Source organism: Virgisporangium aliadipatigenens, assembly GCF_016863615.1.
Lineage (GTDB): Bacteria > Actinomycetota > Actinomycetes > Mycobacteriales > Micromonosporaceae > Virgisporangium > Virgisporangium aliadipatigenens.
Genome location: NZ_BOPF01000063.1, coordinates 24,471 through 39,461, shown reverse-complemented (window position 1 = coordinate 39,461; position 14,991 = coordinate 24,471). Strand labels below are relative to the sequence as shown.

Annotated in this window: 15 protein-coding genes and 1 tRNA gene; 9 read left to right on the top strand and 7 right to left on the bottom strand. The window is 71.7% G+C overall.

The features are described 5' to 3' along the window. Positions 1 to 67 precede the first annotated feature (67 nt). Positions 68 to 544, bottom strand: coding sequence for a thioredoxin-dependent thiol peroxidase (gene bcp / locus Val02_RS44810; protein ID WP_203905476.1), 477 nt, complete (start codon positions 542 to 544; stop codon positions 68 to 70). Between the two features lie 92 nt (positions 545 to 636). On the opposite strand from bcp, the gene Val02_RS44805 reads away from it, so the two are divergent. The 4 genes from Val02_RS44805 (at position 637) to Val02_RS44790 (ending at position 3,239) form a co-directional block, all read left to right on the top strand. After that, positions 637 to 1,329 carry an energy-coupling factor ABC transporter permease gene (locus Val02_RS44805; protein WP_239153808.1) on the top strand — a complete coding sequence of 231 codons (693 nt, stop codon included), beginning with the start codon at positions 637 to 639 and terminating at the stop codon, positions 1,327 to 1,329. A 64-nt stretch (positions 1,330 to 1,393) separates the two neighbouring features. Next, positions 1,394 to 1,741: a PDGLE domain-containing protein gene (locus tag Val02_RS44800; protein ID WP_203905475.1), complete on the top strand. Its 348-nt coding sequence runs from the start codon at positions 1,394 to 1,396 to the stop codon at positions 1,739 to 1,741. Further along, positions 1,741 to 2,493, top strand: coding sequence for a cobalt ECF transporter T component CbiQ (gene cbiQ, locus Val02_RS44795; protein ID WP_203905474.1), 753 nt, complete (start codon positions 1,741 to 1,743; stop codon positions 2,491 to 2,493). The genes Val02_RS44800 and cbiQ overlap by 1 nt, the downstream gene beginning before the upstream one ends. Continuing rightward, positions 2,490 to 3,239, top strand: a complete 750-nt coding sequence (locus tag Val02_RS44790) for an energy-coupling factor ABC transporter ATP-binding protein (protein ID WP_203905473.1) — start codon at positions 2,490 to 2,492, stop codon at positions 3,237 to 3,239. The genes cbiQ and Val02_RS44790 overlap by 4 nt, the downstream gene beginning before the upstream one ends. Here Val02_RS44790 and Val02_RS44785 read toward each other — a convergent pair. Continuing rightward, the gene (locus Val02_RS44785) at positions 3,220 to 3,900 is read right to left on the bottom strand and encodes a DsbA family protein (RefSeq protein ID WP_203905472.1); all 681 of its coding nucleotides are present in this window, start codon (positions 3,898 to 3,900) and stop codon (positions 3,220 to 3,222) included. The genes Val02_RS44790 and Val02_RS44785 overlap by 20 nt on opposite strands. Continuing rightward, on the bottom strand, positions 3,900 to 4,364 hold the full coding sequence (locus tag Val02_RS44780) for a MauE/DoxX family redox-associated membrane protein (RefSeq protein ID WP_203905471.1): 465 nt from the start codon (positions 4,362 to 4,364) through the stop codon (positions 3,900 to 3,902). Before Val02_RS44780 ends, Val02_RS44785 begins: the two co-directional genes overlap by 1 nt. Positions 4,365 to 4,508: 144 nt before the next feature. On the opposite strand from Val02_RS44780, the gene Val02_RS44775 reads away from it, so the two are divergent. The 4 genes from Val02_RS44775 (at position 4,509) to Val02_RS44760 (ending at position 9,511) form a co-directional block, all read left to right on the top strand. Further along, positions 4,509 to 6,194 (top strand): copper resistance CopC/CopD family protein, encoded by a 1,686-nt coding sequence (locus tag Val02_RS44775; RefSeq protein WP_203905480.1) that lies wholly within the window; start codon positions 4,509 to 4,511, stop codon positions 6,192 to 6,194. A gap of 171 nt (positions 6,195 to 6,365) precedes the next feature. Beyond that, positions 6,366 to 8,498, top strand: coding sequence for a hypothetical protein (locus Val02_RS44770; protein ID WP_203905470.1), 2,133 nt, complete (start codon positions 6,366 to 6,368; stop codon positions 8,496 to 8,498). A gap of 246 nt (positions 8,499 to 8,744) precedes the next feature. Next, the gene (orn, locus tag Val02_RS44765; RefSeq protein ID WP_203905469.1) at positions 8,745 to 9,356 is read left to right on the top strand and encodes an oligoribonuclease; all 612 of its coding nucleotides are present in this window, start codon (positions 8,745 to 8,747) and stop codon (positions 9,354 to 9,356) included. A gap of 80 nt (positions 9,357 to 9,436) precedes the next feature. Next, a tRNA-His gene (locus Val02_RS44760) sits at positions 9,437 to 9,511 on the top strand. Between the two features lie 334 nt (positions 9,512 to 9,845). Here Val02_RS44760 and Val02_RS44755 read toward each other — a convergent pair. The 4 genes from Val02_RS44755 to Val02_RS44740 all read right to left on the bottom strand — a co-directional run bounded on the left by Val02_RS44755 (position 9,846) and on the right by Val02_RS44740 (position 14,261). Continuing rightward, on the bottom strand, positions 9,846 to 11,108 hold the full coding sequence (locus tag Val02_RS44755) for a PKD domain containing protein (protein ID WP_203905468.1): 1,263 nt from the start codon (positions 11,106 to 11,108) through the stop codon (positions 9,846 to 9,848). A gap of 88 nt (positions 11,109 to 11,196) precedes the next feature. Then, on the bottom strand, positions 11,197 to 11,577 hold the full coding sequence (locus Val02_RS44750; RefSeq protein WP_203905467.1) for a globin: 381 nt from the start codon (positions 11,575 to 11,577) through the stop codon (positions 11,197 to 11,199). Beyond that, entirely contained in the window at positions 11,574 to 13,007 is a 1,434-nt protein-coding gene (locus Val02_RS44745; RefSeq protein WP_203905466.1) for an MFS transporter, read from the bottom strand. The genes Val02_RS44750 and Val02_RS44745 overlap by 4 nt, the downstream gene beginning before the upstream one ends. A gap of 207 nt (positions 13,008 to 13,214) precedes the next feature. Continuing rightward, the gene (locus tag Val02_RS44740; protein ID WP_239153806.1) at positions 13,215 to 14,261 is read right to left on the bottom strand and encodes a mechanosensitive ion channel family protein; all 1,047 of its coding nucleotides are present in this window, start codon (positions 14,259 to 14,261) and stop codon (positions 13,215 to 13,217) included. Positions 14,262 to 14,428: 167 nt separating this feature from the next. Here Val02_RS44740 and Val02_RS44735 point away from each other — a divergent pair, with 167 nt between their 5' ends. After that, on the top strand, positions 14,429 to 14,968 hold the full coding sequence (locus tag Val02_RS44735) for an HNH endonuclease (protein WP_203905465.1): 540 nt from the start codon (positions 14,429 to 14,431) through the stop codon (positions 14,966 to 14,968). Positions 14,969 to 14,991: the final 23 nt, after the last annotated feature.

Here is a 14,991-nt window from a genome sequence, read left to right as displayed (position 1 = left end):
CCCGGAGGGCGCGGCCGTTGCCTCCCGGGCCGCACCGCTCCGCTTCGCTCCGCTGCCGCGCCCGCGTTCAGTCCAGGCCCAGGTCCCTGCGGAGTTTGGCGACGTGGCCGGTGGCCTTGACGTTGTAGAAGGCGTGTTCGATCTTGCCGTCGGCGTCGATCACGAACGTGGAGCGGATCACGCCCTGCACGACCTTGCCGTAGTTCTTCTTCTCGCCGAACGCCCCGTAGGCCGTCAGCACCGCCCGGTCGGGGTCGCTGAGCAGCGGGAACGTCAGCCCGTCGCGCTCACGGAACTTCGCCAGCTTCGCCGGCGCGTCCGGCGAGATGCCCAGCACCTCGAGCCCGCGCGCCTTGAGCGAGGAGAGCGAGTCCCGGAAGTCGCACGCCTGCGTGGTGCACCCCGGCGTCATCGCGGCCGGGTAGGCGTACAGGATCACCCGCTTGCCGCGCAGGTCGGACAGGGACAGCTGCTCCCCGCTGTCGGTGGTGAGCGTGAACTCCGGCGCGGCGTCGCCGGGTGCGAGACGTGCAGCTTCGGTCATGACAGAAAACACTAGACCCATCCGCCCGCCGCCCTGTTGCGAACCATTGGCAAGAGCCGTTCGATGGAAATAGGCTCCGGTCGGGAGGACCCATGAACAACGACGTAGTAGCGATGCACATCTCCAACGGCATCATCGACGCACCCGTCTCCGGCATCTTCGCGGCGATCGCCGCCTCGGCCATCGCCGTCTGCGTCCTGCGCGCCAGGGCCGACCTCGACGACCGGCTGGCCCCGATGGCCGGCCTGGTGGCGGCGTTCATCTTCGCCGTCCAGATGCTCAACTTCCCGGTGCTGCCGGGCGTCAGCGGCCACCTGCTCGGCGGCGCGCTCGCGGCGATCCTGGTCGGCCCCTGGGTCGGCGCGCTCTGCGTGACCGTGGTGCTGGTCGTGCAGGCCCTGGTCTTCGCCGACGGCGGCCTCACCGCGCTCGGGCTCAACGTCACCAACATGGCCGTCATCGGCACCGCCGCCGGCTACCTGCTCGTCGTGGCGCTGCTGCGGGCGCGGGTTCCGCTGGTGGGGGCCGCGTTCGTGGCCAGCGTGGTCAGCGTCGTGGTCGCCTCGCAGGGGTTCGTGCTGCAGTACGCGCTGGGCGGCGGGGGAGGCCTGTCGATCGGCGCCGTCGCGTCGCTGATGGCCGGCCCGCACCTGCTCATCGGGATCGGCGAGGGCCTGATCACGGCCGTGACGGTCAGCGCCGTCGCCAAGGCCCGCCCGGACCTCGTGTACGCCCTGCGCACCCGGCGGCAGCGCCAGCAGCAGGAAGAGTTGGTATCCGCATGACTGCTGGAGCGCAGCGGAGGCGGGCATGCGGAGCCCCTGTCGACTTTCTCGGAGGTGGTAGAGCATGAAGACCCGCGTGTTTCTGCTGGTGGGACTGCTGGTCGCGCTCGGACTGGCCGGCGTCGTCTCCAACTTCGCCTCGGCCCACCCGGACGGCCTCGACTCGGTCGTTCGCGACGGCTGCACGTACGACGCCGCGGACAACAAGACCGGCGGCACCTGCGTCGCCGACCGCGCCGCGGACACCCAGACCGCGGACAGCCCGTTCGCGGACTACGGGATCCGGGGCATCGACAACCCGTACCTGTCGACCGGGCTCTCCGGGGTGATCGGTGTGCTCGTGACCGCGGGGATCGGCGGCGGGCTGTTCTGGCTGGTGCGCCGGCGCAAGCCCGCCGACAGTCCGGTCTGATGGGCGCCGGTCACGCGCACTGGCTGCACCGGGATCACGACAGCCCCGTGCACCGGCTGGCGCCCGAGGTGAAGATCACGGCGGCGGTCCTCTGCACCGTCGCCGTGGTGCTGACGCCGCGCGAGGCGTTCGGGGCGTTCGCGGCGTACCTGGTGCTGATCGGCGCCGTGGCCGGGCTGGCGCGGGTCGGCCCGGGCTGGTTGATCCGCCGCAGCGCGATCGAACTGCCGTTCGTACTCTTCGCCGTCGTGCTGCCGTTCACCGGGCACGGGCCCCGCACGCAGGTGCTCGGCGTGGCGCTCTCCGTCGAGGGCCTCTACGCCGGCTGGAACATCCTGGTGAAGGGCACGCTCGGCGTTCTGGTGTCGCTGCTGCTGGCGGCGACGACCACGCCCCGCGAACTGATCGTCGGGCTGGACCGGCTGCGCTGCCCGCAGATCCTGGTGCAGATCGCCACGTTCATGCTGCGCTACCTGCAGGTGCTGGTCGACGAGGCGCGGCGGATGAGGGTCGCCCGGCTCGCGCGCGGCTACGACCCGCGCTTCCTGTGGCAGGTGCGGGCGTTCGCGGCCGGGATCGGGGCGCTCTTCCTGCGCGCGTTCGAACGCGGGGAGCGGGTCTACCTGGCCATGCTGTCCCGCGGGTACACGGGACGGCTGCCGGAGGGCCGGGCACCGAAGGCGTCGAAGACCCAGTGGACCGCCGGTCTGAGCGTGGTCGCCGCGACCGCCGTGATAGCAGTGGTGTCATGACTGCGTTAGAGGTCGCCGGGCTGCACTTCTCCTATCCGGACGGCCGGCAGGCGCTGCGCGGCGTCGACCTCACGCTCGCCGAGGGCGAACGGGTCGCGCTGCTCGGCCCCAACGGCGCCGGCAAGACCACGCTGGTCCTGCACCTCAACGGCATCCTGCACGGCGGCGCCGGTCGGGTCATCGTCGACGGGCTGGCCGTGCGGCCCCGGGACCGCGTGGCGCTGACCGAACTGCGCCGCCGCGTCGGCATCGTCTTCCAGGACCCCGACGACCAGCTCTTCCTGCCGACCGTGGCCGAGGACGTGGCGTTCGGGCCGGCCAACCTGGGACTGCGCGGCGAGGAGCTGGCCGCCCGGGTCGACGAGGCGCTCGCCGCCGTCGGCATGTCGGAGCACCGCGACCGGGTGCCGCACCACCTGTCGTTCGGGCAGCGGCGGCGGGTGGCGGTGGCGACCGTGCTCGCCATGCGGCCCTCGCTGCTGGTCCTCGACGAGCCGTCGTCCAACCTGGACCCGGCCAGCCGGCGTGAGCTGGCCGAGATCCTGGAAGGGCTGGCGGTGACGACCCTGATGGTCACCCACGACCTGCCGTACGCGCTCCAGCTCTGCCCCCGCGCGGTGGTGCTCGACGAGGGCCGCGTGGTCGCCGACGGCCCCACCGCCGAGCTGCTCGCCGACGCCGACCTGCTGGCCAGGCACCGGCTGGAACTGCCGTTCGGCTTCGCGTTCAGCCGACCGCTGCCGTGATCGCCTCGGGTGTCGGGTCGACCTTCCGGTTGTTGACGAGGACCGTGGGCGTGCCGGTGACCCCGGCGCGGGCACCCAGCTCCGTGATGCCGTCGACCCAGCCGCGGTAGCGGCCGTCGTTCACACACGTCTTGAACGGTCCGGTGTCGATGCCGGCCTGCTGCGCCAGTTCGATCAGAACGTCGTCGGTGAGGCCGGGACCCCCCTCGGCCGGCTGGCGGTCGTAGAGCACTCCGGCGTACTCCACGAACTTGCCCGCGTCGGCGGCGCAGCCGGACGCGGCGGCCGAGCGCGACGAGTACTTGGTGGTCGACTGCCCGTCCAGGAAGCCCAGGGGGTGGTACTTGACCGTCACCTTCCCGGCCGACACCAGCTGCGCCAACGTCCCCTCGGCCCGCTCCTCGAACGCCTTGCACGCCGGGCAGATGAAGTCGAGGTAGACGTCGATCTTGACGGGTCCGGTGCCCACGGTCACGCCTGACGAGTCGGCCGACGCCGGCACGGCACCGGTGCGGTCCGGCCGCTGCGTCTGGTACAGGTACCACCCGCCGATGCCCGCCACGAGCAGCAGCACCACGGTCACCATGGCGGCGATCAGCCCCACCGGCATGCCGGACGGCGGCGGTGGGGGCGGCGGTCTCCGGTTACGGCGCTTGGCCATCAGGCTCGTCCCTTCCTACTGACGACATCGTCGAGCGACCAGCGGCTGCGCGGCCGCCGGATGAGAAACGCGGCCGCGGCGAACAGGGCCACGTCGAGCAGGATCTTCCAGAAGTAGTTCGTCGACCGGCCGGCCTCGAGCTCGCCGCCGCCGCCGAAGCAGCCGCAGTCGATCCGCAGCCCGCGCGCCCACGCGGAGGAGATCCCGACGATGAACACCGTCGAGAGCGCGGCGCTCACGCAGGCCGCGTAGCGGGTCCCGATCCCCGCGAGCAGAACGACCCCGAGCAGCAGTTCCACCATCGGGAGCATGGCGCCGACGACCTCCGACACGCCGTACGGCAGGAGCTTGTAGGCGTGCACCGCCCGCACCGATGCGGCGAGATCACCGACCTTCGACCCGCCGGCCACGAGCCACACGCCGGCCAGCCCCACGCGCGCCACCAGCGCGAACCATCTGGACACGCTGGTTTTGTCGCACCACGCGTCGCACCGGTTCCCGTCACAAGCTGTGAAGACGCACAGCGTGTTCTTGTCAACGTGACCCCGGCGGGAACCATCCGGGAGCGGGGAGCGACCCTTGTTGGCGTGGAGTATGTGCGCCTACGGATGGGTCGGTTCGCTGCGGGGCTGCTCGCGACGTTCGTCGTCGGGGTCGCCGTGCTGCTCGGGACGGCCGCGCCGGCCTCCGCGCACGCGTCGCTGACCCGCACCGACCCGTCGAGCGGGGCGATCCTGCAGAGCGCCCCGGCCAGCATCACCCTCAGCTTCACGGAGGGGGTGCGCCCGGTCGCCGAGCGGATCCAGGTGATCGGCCCCGACAAGGCCCGCGCCGACAGCGGCACCCCCCGGGTGAACGGCACCGACCTGTCCATCCCGCTGGCGCGCAACCTCGGCAAGGGCACCTACCTGGTGACGTTCCGGGTGATCTCGGCCGACAGCCACCCGATCGGCGGCAGCTTCACCTTCTCCATCGGCCAGCCGTCGGCCAACGCCCCCACGGCCGACACCTCCGTCGGCGAACGCGCGGATCCGGTCGTGGCGGGCGCGCTCGGCGTGGCCCGGTGGCTCGGCTACGCCGGCCTGGTGCTGATCGCCGGGCCGCTGATCTTCCTCGCCCGGCTCTGGCCGCGGCGGCTGTCCCGCACGGTGCCCGCGCGGCTGCTCGCCGCCGGCCTCGGTGTCACCACCCTGGCGACGGTCGCCGAGATGTACCTCCAGGGGCCGTACAGCGCGGGGAACGGGATCTTCGACGTCAGCAGCACGGCCCTGGAGGATGCGCTGTCGGGGTCGTTCGGGGCGGCGCACGCGGTGCGCCTCGGTGTGCTCGCGGCCGTGTCGGTGCTGATCCGGCCGTTCCTGCGGCCCGAACCGCCCTCGACGGTGGACCAGGCGGTGCTGGCGTTCCTGGCGGTGGTGGGCATCGGCACCTGGCCGCTGTCCGGGCACCCGGCCGCGTCTCCGGTGCCGGCCGTGTCGATGGTCGCCGACGCGGCGCACGTCGGCGCGATGGCCGTCTGGATGGGCGGCCTGTTGCTGCTGATCCTGGTGGTGCTGCGCCGGGCGAATGCCACCGAACTCGGCGCCATCCTGCCGGTGTGGTCGCAATGGGCGATGCTGTGCGTGATCACGTTGACGATCACCGGCACCGCCTCGGCCATCATCGAGGTGAGCGAGTTCGGAAAGCTGTTCGACAGCACGTACGGCAAGCTGGTGCTGGGCAAGGCGGCACTGCTCGCGGTGATCGTCGGGATCGCGTACTTCTCGCGGCGCCTGGTCCTGCGCTTCGCGGCCGCGTCGGTGCCGCCGGACGATGACGACGAGGACGTCGCGGACGTCGAGGAGGCCGAGCCTCCCGCGCGGCCGCTGCGCCGGCTGATCCTCGTGGAGCTGGCGATCACCGGTGTGGTGCTCGGCCTCGCGGCGGCGCTGGTCCAGACGCCCCCGGCGAGAACGGCGAACGCGGCGGTCCCCGGCCCCTACACTGTCACGCTGACCAGCGACAAGTCGCTCGTGCGCGTCGAACTGGAACCGGCGAAGGTCGGCGGCAACTCGATGCACCTGTACGCCTACACCCGAACGGGCACCCCGCAGTCGGTCGTGGAGTGGAAAGCCTCGATCACGCCGACCAGCGGCAGCGTCGAGCCGATCGAGATCCCGATCCTGCCGATCACGCCGGACCACTCGGTGGGCGAGCCGATCTTCCCCGACCCCGGGGAGTACGAACTCAAGATCACTGTGCGGATCTCCGACATCGACCAGTCGACGCTCAGCGCGAGGCTGACCGTCAGATAGCAGGCCTGCGTTCAACCGCCGGCGTGACCTAACGGGCGGACCGGTCGTTCCGTATGTGGGGCGACCAGTCCGCCCGTTTCTGCCGAAAAGGGAAAATGGGCCCACTTATCCGGTTAATCTTCGGATAAAAGGGCCGGCTCTCTTGGCGGGCGGGCCCCCAGGGGAGGCCCGATGCGGATCGTGCGCGCCGTTGCCGGCGCACTGTTGCTGCTCATCGCCGTACCGATGTTGGTCGGTGGCGTCGCACTGTTGGCGGCGGGGCTGCACCGTGATCCGGGCGGCACGTTCCGCGCCACGACCGAACCGGTCTACACCGAGACACCCGCCGTCGTCGTCGCGGACCTCGACGAGTTGCTGCGGCGCGAGGCGATGTTCGCCCGCGGCGGCCGCACCGAACTGCGCATCGACGCACCCGGCCGGTTCGTCGGACTGGCGCCGCGCGCCGACGTGGAGCGCTACCTCGCACCCGTGGGCTGGCTCCAGGTCGACCGTGTGCGGCTCGCCCGCGGGCCGCTGCCCGTGGACGCCACGGAGATCCCCTCCGTCGCCGGAACGGCCGTTCAGCCCGCACCCGAGGACTCCGCGTCGGGGATGGCGGGCGGCGGTACCCGCACACGCGTCGCGCCGCCGTTCACGCAGAAGTTCTGGAAGCTGTCGAGCGGGCCGGGGGCGGGGCGGCCGCTGACGTTCCCACCGTCGCTGCTGCGCGACGGCGACCTCGCGCTCGTCATCATGAACACCGACGGCACGCCCGGGGTCAGCGGCGGCGTCGGGGTGGCGTTCACCCCGCGGTGGCTCGACCGCACCACGCTCGGCGTACTGATCCTCGGCGGGGTCCTGCTGGCGCTCGGAGTGCTCCTGCTGGCCCGCCGTCGAACGCGGCGCGGCAAGCGCCGGCACCGGGGCGGCGTGGTGAACGTGCCGGCGGTGGTCTCCGCACGCGCGGCTGTGCCGCCGGCCTCGGTCTTCGCCGGGGCGGTCCTGAGCGCCACGCCCGCCGCCGACGAACAGCCCCGCGCGCCCTTCCCCCTGAACGCCGCCCGCCCGGACGCCACCCCGCTGCACGGCGAACTCCCACCCGAAAGCGGCGCCCCGCTCGGCGACGGCGTCCCGCTCAACGGTGCGTCGGCCGGCGGCGGCTCGGATGCGGCGCCCGGCCCGCTGGGCGGCCTCGGCTCGGTCGAGGTGTCGCCGGCGATCCTGATGTCCACGGCCTCCGCACGGGTCTCCGCGCAGGAGAGCGGATCCGTGACGGCATCGGCGCCTGCTGCGGCGCCCTCGCCTGCTACGGCGCCCCCGCCCGCTCTCACACCGGTGCCCGGCGCAGGTCCGGCACCCCTTTCCGCCCCGGCACCCCTTTCCGCCCCGGCACCCGTTGCCACGCCGGTCGTCCCGACGGCGCCCGCTGTCCCCATGGCGTCCGCTGTCCCGCCGCCCGGTGTCACGCCGGCACCGGTAGCCCCGTCCGCATCCGGTGTTGCGCCGGTCCCCGTCGTCCCGCCTGCGGAGCCCCTCGCTCCCGGGACGGCGTCGTTGCCCGAGGAGGCCGGCTCGGCCGCTGTGTGGCCCTCGTCGGAGCCCGTACCGCCGGCAGCCCGGCCCACCCCGTCCGGGGACCCGGGCCCGACGTCCAGCGCAGGCACCAGCATGTCCGCCGGACCCCACCCCGCCGTCCCGAGCTGGGCCACGTCCGACGACCTCCCGCGCGCCGGCCGGCAAGCATCAGCGCACTACCCCCACCACACACCCGAACCCGAGCCCGCAACAACCCCGGCACCCGCACCCGCACCCGCGCGGCCCGCGATCCAGCCGGCCCCGGACGAACCCACGCCGGAAGCCGCACACCCCGCCGCCCACCGCGTTCCGACCCAGGACCCGCGGGCCACGGCCGACGCGCCCTACCCGTGGCACCCGGCCCGGTCCCCTCAGCCGCTGCTGCCGCAGCCCACCTACCCCGCCTGGGCAGCCCCGACGGAGTCCCTCCCGACGCGCGGATCCTGGGATGCGTTCGCGGCCGGTCAGCCCGCGCCGAGGGCCGCGGACGACGACGAGGGCAGCATCGCGGACTGGCTGGCCACCGGCGATCCGGACCCGGCCCCGCGCCCGTCGGCCGACGTTCCGCCCGTCGTGAGCCGGGCCGTCGCGTCGGTCGCCGCCCCCTCCGGCAAGACCTATCCGGGGGAACGGGGTGCCGCCCCCGTGCGTCAGCCCGAACCGGAGTACCCGGTGCGGGTGACCCTCGAGTGGCCCCCGCCGGCGCCGTCGACCAGCACCGCGGCCCCGGTACCGACTCAGGAGCCGTAGAACGCGCACCGGCCCGGTGGCCTCTGGCGGGGGAGCAAAGGCCACCGGGTCACCGGGGGACAGCCACCGGGGGCGGTGGCGATGCCGGTTTTATTGGTCAAACCGGCTTAACCGACTGTATGCCCGCTCTTGGGGCAAAGGTAGACGCCCGTTCGGGCGACGGCCGGCGCGGGCGTTTCGGGCGGGACGGGGGGTGCTGTGGCGTACACATCGCGCAGGATGCCTTTGCCGCATTAGGCTGGCGGAGTGAGTGATCTTCTGGTCTGGATCGACTGTGAGATGACCGGCCTCGACCTGCGGTCCGACGTGCTGATCGAGGTGGCCGCCGTCATCACCGGGGCCGACCTGATACCGGTCGACTCCGGGCTGGACATCGTGATCGAGGCCGATGACGCGATCCTCGACAACATGGTCGAAGTGGTCCGCGACATGCACGACAAGTCCGGGCTGACGGCCGCCGTGCGGGCCTCCCAGACGACGCTGATCCAGGCCGAGGACCAGATCCTGGAGTACGTCACCAAGCATGTTCCGGAGCCGCGCACCGCGCCGCTGTGCGGCAACTCGATCGCGACCGACCGCAGCTTCATCGCGCGTGACATGCCCCGGCTCGACGCGCACCTGCACTACCGGATGATCGACGTTTCCTCGATCAAGGAACTCACCCGCCGCTGGTACCCGCGCGCGTACTTCGGGCAGCCGGCCAAAGGGCTGGCGCACCGGGCGCTGGTCGACATCCTGGAGAGCATCCGCGAGCTGGAGTACTACCGGCGAGCCGTGTTCGTGCCCCCGCCGGGGCCCGACGTGGAGACCGCGAAGGGCATCGCGGCCCAGGTCGTGGCCGAAAGTCGACCCGAGTGAGACGACACCCCTAACCTGTTGGACGCACCCCCGGGTGGGACCGCTATCATTGGTCGTCGCCCACCACGGTGGTGCGCAATGGTGGCTGTAGCTCAGTTGGCAGAGCACCGGGTTGTGGTCCCGGGTGTCGGGGGTTCAAATCCCCTCAGTCACCCTCCAGCGATGGGGGAGGCCTGGAGGCCTCCCTTTTCGCTTCCGGGATCTTGCTAGCGCCCCTAGCGGGGCGCACCCGCGGATGGCGGAGCCATCCGCACTATCGCTCCCGCGGACGCCGTGGTCCGGGTCCGTCCGCTGCCTGTGACAGGCGCTGCGCCTGGTTTGCTCTTGAGTACTGGGGTCTTACACCGGTTATCGAGCCGGTTTGACCTGCGTTAGGGGCCACCACTTGCGGGCCTGGGCTGACTGCGCGGGGCGTGTGCGGTTTCGGGGCCCCCGGTGACGAAAAGGGCGGGCGCCGATCGGCCCCCGCCCTGAACGTTCACCCGGACACTACGCGGGTGGGAACATGCCGATACGGCCGTGGTACTCGCGGGCCAGGCGTTCGGTGTCGGAGCCGACGATGAGGCCGGCGGGCGTGCTGAGCAGCGCCTTCACGCCGACGCCGCGGGCGCGGCCCGGGTTCCAGTCGGTGGCGAGGCCGGTGACCGGGTCGAGTGCGGCGATGCCCTCGCGCGACACCGCGCCCTTGCCCTTCGACTCCCGGCCGAACGGGTTGTTCTGCCAGCGCTGGTGCCCGCCGACGTAGACCGTGCTGCCGGTGACCGACACCGAGTACAGCGAGTCGCCGCCGGTGTGGTTGACCCAGGTGGGCTTGCGCATGCCCGTTCCGGCCGTCTCGAACCGTGCCGCGGTGTCGCAGGTCTTCTTCGGGTGGGAGTCCCGCCCGGTGGTGACCAGCACGAAGTACGAACTGTCCGGCGCGAAGTCCACGCCGCGCAGGTACGTGTCGAAGCCGGCCAGGCAGCGGGCGCTGTACGCGTCGGTGTACCAGTCGACGAGCGTCGGCACGGCCGGCGTCAGGTCGAACATGGCGACCTGTGCGCGGTACTGCCCGGCGGCGTGCTCGATGGCGCCGATGGCGACGAGGCGCTGGCCGTTCGGGCTGATGGCGAAGTCCTCGACCTTGGCGCGGTCGAGGTGCGGGGCCGCGATGCCCGGGTTCCACGCGGTGTCGGTGGCGCCGGTGGTCGGATTGACGCGGCCGAGGGCGACCCGTTCGACCCCGTTGATCGAGGTGAACGTGCCACCGACGTACAGCCACGGCCCCGAGACGGACAGCGCGCGCACGTCGCTGTGTCCGATGCGGGCCGTGAACGCCTCCACCCGGCTGCCGTCGGCGACGTTCAGCTGGGTGATGCCGCGCTGGGCGACGCCGTTGACGCGCTTGAAGTCGCCCCCGACGTAGACGGTGTTGTTCGGCCCGGCGGTGAGGGCCAGCACCATCCCGTCGAGCCTGGTGGCGAGGGCGTTCACCGCACCGGTGCGCAGGTTGTAGGCGAAGATGCTGGTGCGCTTGGCGCGGTTCTTGCCGGACGCGTCGGCGATCTCGGAGAAGTCGCCGCCGACGACGACGGTCTCGCCGACGAGAGCGAGCGCGTGCACGGTCCCCTCGAGGACGTGCGGGGTGTAGTCGACCGGGTTGGCCGAGACCTGCGCCGGCTGGGCCAGGTCGGCACGGGCGGGTGCGCCGGCGAGCAGGGCGGCGCTCAACACCGCCACGGTGGCTGCGGCGATCAGCGGGGGTCGGCGCATACGGAGGGCTCCTAGGTGGTGAGATGTACCTTTTTGTACGTTCTCACCCTTAAGTGACTCAAGCGACACAACGCGCCGATATCCACCTTTAGTCCATCGTGTTCACCATGAAGTACGCCGCCCGTTCGAGGTACGCCCACAGTTCCTGCTCCAGGTCGGGCGCGAGGTTGAGGCTGTCGACGGCGGCGCGCATGTGCGCCAGCCAGGCGTCGCGTTCGACCGGGCCCACCTTGAACGGCGCGTGCCGCATGCGCAGCCGCGGATGGCCGCGTTCCTGCGAGTAGGTGCCCGGACCGCCCCAGTACTGCATGAGGAACAGCCGGAGCCGGTCGTTGGCCGGCCCAAGGTCGGCCTCGGGGTACATCGGTCGCATGACGGGGTCGTTGGCCACCCCGGCATAGAACTCGTCCACGAGCTTGCGGAACGTCGGTTCGCCACCGACCCGGTCGTAGAAGGACGCCTCGCTCACCGTTCCATGGTGCCAGGTGCCGCCTGGCGGTCGCCCCGGCGCCAGTCGTCCTCCGAGTCCGGCGCCCGCCGGCGGCCGTGATAGGTCGGCCCCTCGCGCAGCGGAACGGAGTCCTCGGAGCGGTGCCGCGGCCCCGGCGGCCGGTTGCCCAGCATGGCGGCGGCCGCGTTGAGCCCCTTGACCCGGGCGATCTCGGTGGAGATCTGCTGGGAGGGCGGCCAGATCAACACCGAGGCGATCATCACAGCCGTGCCGAACAGGCCCCACATGCCCACCACGACATGGATCGGGTACAGGCCGGCCAGCCAGCCGGTCGCGAGGACCGCCACCCCGTGGAAGATCATGATGCCGCTGCGCATGACGCCGAAGGCCCGCGCCCGGTACGAGTCCGGCAGGGCCTGCACGAAGAGGGCGTTGGTGGCCGGCAGCAGGCCGGCGGTGGCGAAGCCGCCGAGGAAGCTCATCGCGTAGACGAGCGTCGGCCCCGGGTCGATCAGCGCCGGCACCAGGGATACCGGCACGATCAGCGCGAAGTACGGGATGACCCGCTGCCGCTTGATCGGCCCGAGGAAGCGGCCGACCACGATGCCGCCGAGGACGAAGCCCACCGGATTGGCGATCATGATCGCGCCCTGGATCCACCCGCGCGCCGCCGGACTGTCACTCAGGTCGGCGGCCCATGCCGCGGCGAGTCCCTCGGGAACGATCGAGAGCAGCGACGTGGCGAAGACGACGGCCGCCACGGCGCGCAGCACGGGACTGCGGAACACCAGCGCGATGCCGCTGCCCGTCTCGCGCAGCAGGTGGGTGCGGTCCTCGGCGGTCATCGCGGACGGGTATTCGGCCACGCCGAGCCCGATCAGCGCGGCCGACAGCCCGAACGTCGCCGCGTTGAACAGCAGCGCCGCGTTGGAGTTGACCGATGCCACGCCGGCCCCGAGGAGGTAGCCGACGATCTGCGCCACCTGGAACGACGACGTCTGCAGCGTCAGCGCGACGACGTACTTGTCGCCCTCGAGCACCTTCGGCAGCAGCGCCGAGCGCGCCGCGTCGAACGGCGGATTGCACAGCGACGTGGCGAACAGCAGCGCGATCATGGCCCACACCGGCATCGCCGGCAGCGCCACGGCCGCCATGAGGAACATCCGCAGCACGTCGGTGACCACCATCGTGCGGCGGTACGGCAGCCGCTCGGCGAGCGCGGCGAGCACCGGCCCGAAGCCGAGCCACGGCAGATAGGAGATCGCGAACGCCGCCGCCGAGGCGAAGACGGAGTCGGTGCGCTGGAAGACGAGCGCGGCGACGGCGGCCCGCGCGACGTAGTCGCCGAACCAGGAGAGCGCGCTCGCGAGGTACAGGGCCCGGAACTCGCCGACGGCCAGCACCTCGCGGAATGTCGCGGGGCGGTCGTCGTCGGCCGCGTGGGGCACCGGCGGTCCTCCGTATGACAACGAAAGCGCCGGCGTCCGAGGGGACGATCCCGTGTCACCCGAACGTACTACCCGGCGCACCTAAACGTTCGGACCATAGCTGACCGTACCGTCGGTGCGCGACCCTCGTAATGACCCGTGCATCGGGTAAAGAGTTCAATCGGACGAAACGCCCCGGTTTGTCACTCTCTAGGGGTGGGCCCGTGGCTACGTGGCGCCGCCCGCGCCGGTCTCCGCCTGGCCGTTCGTGGCGCCGGGCAGGCCCGTCGCCGGTGGCCGGATGTACACCCGGCCCGCGCTGATCCGGTCCGCGATGCCGGCGGCCTGCAACGAGTCGGTCAGCCGGCGGCGCAGTTCGCGGGCGACCCGCCACTGCGCCTCCGAGGGCGTCTTCACGGTGGTGCGCAGGACGGCGCCGTCCGGAGTGATCTGTTCGACGCCGAGCACCGACGGAGGCTCGATCATGTCGTCGGCCCACTGTTCGTCGTGGGCGAGCGCGTCGGCGGCGCTGCGGAGGACCTCGGCCGACTGCTCCACGTTGGTGAACCCGACCGGCACGTCCACGATCACCAGTGCCCAGCCCTGGCTCTTGTTGCCGACGCTGAGGATCTCCCCGTTGCGGATGTACCAGAGAACGCCCTGGGCGTCGCGCAGCGTCGTGATGCGCAGGCCGACCGCCTCGACCGTGCCCACCACCGCCCCCACGTCGACCACGTCGCCGACGCCGTACTGGTCCTCGAAGAGCATGAACAGGCCGGAGAGGAAGTCGCGCACGAGGTTCTGCGCGCCGAAGCCGATGGCCAGGCCGGCGATGCCCGCGCCGGCGAGCAGCGGCGCGAGGTTCACCCCCAGTTCCCCCAGAACGAGCATGACCACGACGGCGAAGATGACGGCCGACGAGATGGACCGCAGTATCGAGCCCAGGGCCTCGGCGCGGGCGCCGCGGCGCTCGGCGACGCCCGGGGTCGGCGGCGGGACGGCTCCCGGGATCCGCGACCGGATCGGGTTGAACAGCGTGTGCGTCCCCGCCGCCGAGCGCACCACCCGGGTGATCACCCGATGGATGAGGAACCGCGCCAGCATCGCCAGCAGGATGATCATGAGGATCCGGAGCGGCTTCAGCAGCAGGTAGTAACTGCCCTCGGCGAGCCAGCTCAGGCCGGTCCAGTTGTAGATGTAGCCGCACAACTCCGGAGCGTCGACACAGCTCGGCGACGGCGAAGGCGCGCGGGGCACCAGGACCGATCTCAGCAACGCGTGCGTCCCCTCAATATCCGATCGTCCCGTCCGGGACCGCTTCCTCGTGACCGGCCGCAAATAGTACGTGCATTATCGCGATCCATCGGGGACTATTGGCGCACGGACCGCACCCCTGCGCCCGAGGACGAGGAGATCAGTGCAGCTTCCCTAGGAGGACGGCGATGCCTGACATACGACGCTCGGCAGCCAACACGGCGTTGGTGCTCAACGCCACTTATGAGCCGCTGTGCGTCGTTTCTGTCAGACGCGCCACCATCCTGGTCCTGACCGCCAAGGCGGTGTGCGTCGCCGATGGCGACGGGGTTCTGCACAGTGCGCGTTCCGCTCTCCCGGTACCCTCTGTGGTCCGTCTCACTCGCTACGTCCGGGTGCCCTACCGCACACATGTGGGGATGTCCCGCCGCGCGATCTTCGCCCGTGACGGTTGGCGGTGCGCCTACTGCCACGGTTCGGCCGAGACGATAGACCACGTGATGCCGCGCAGCCGGGGAGGGAGGCACGCGTGGGACAACGTCGTAGCCGCCTGCGCCCGGTGCAACCACACCAAGGGCGACAAAACGCCAGCCGAGCTCGGCTGGCGTTTGCGTGTCACCCCGATGGCGCCGAAGGGGCTGGCGTGGCGGGTGCTCGGCCACCGGGCCCCCGATCCCCGCTGGTCGAGCTGGCTCGACCTGAGCGACACCCCCGCCGCCGCTGCCTGACCCGGCCCGCGATCGCGGAGGCG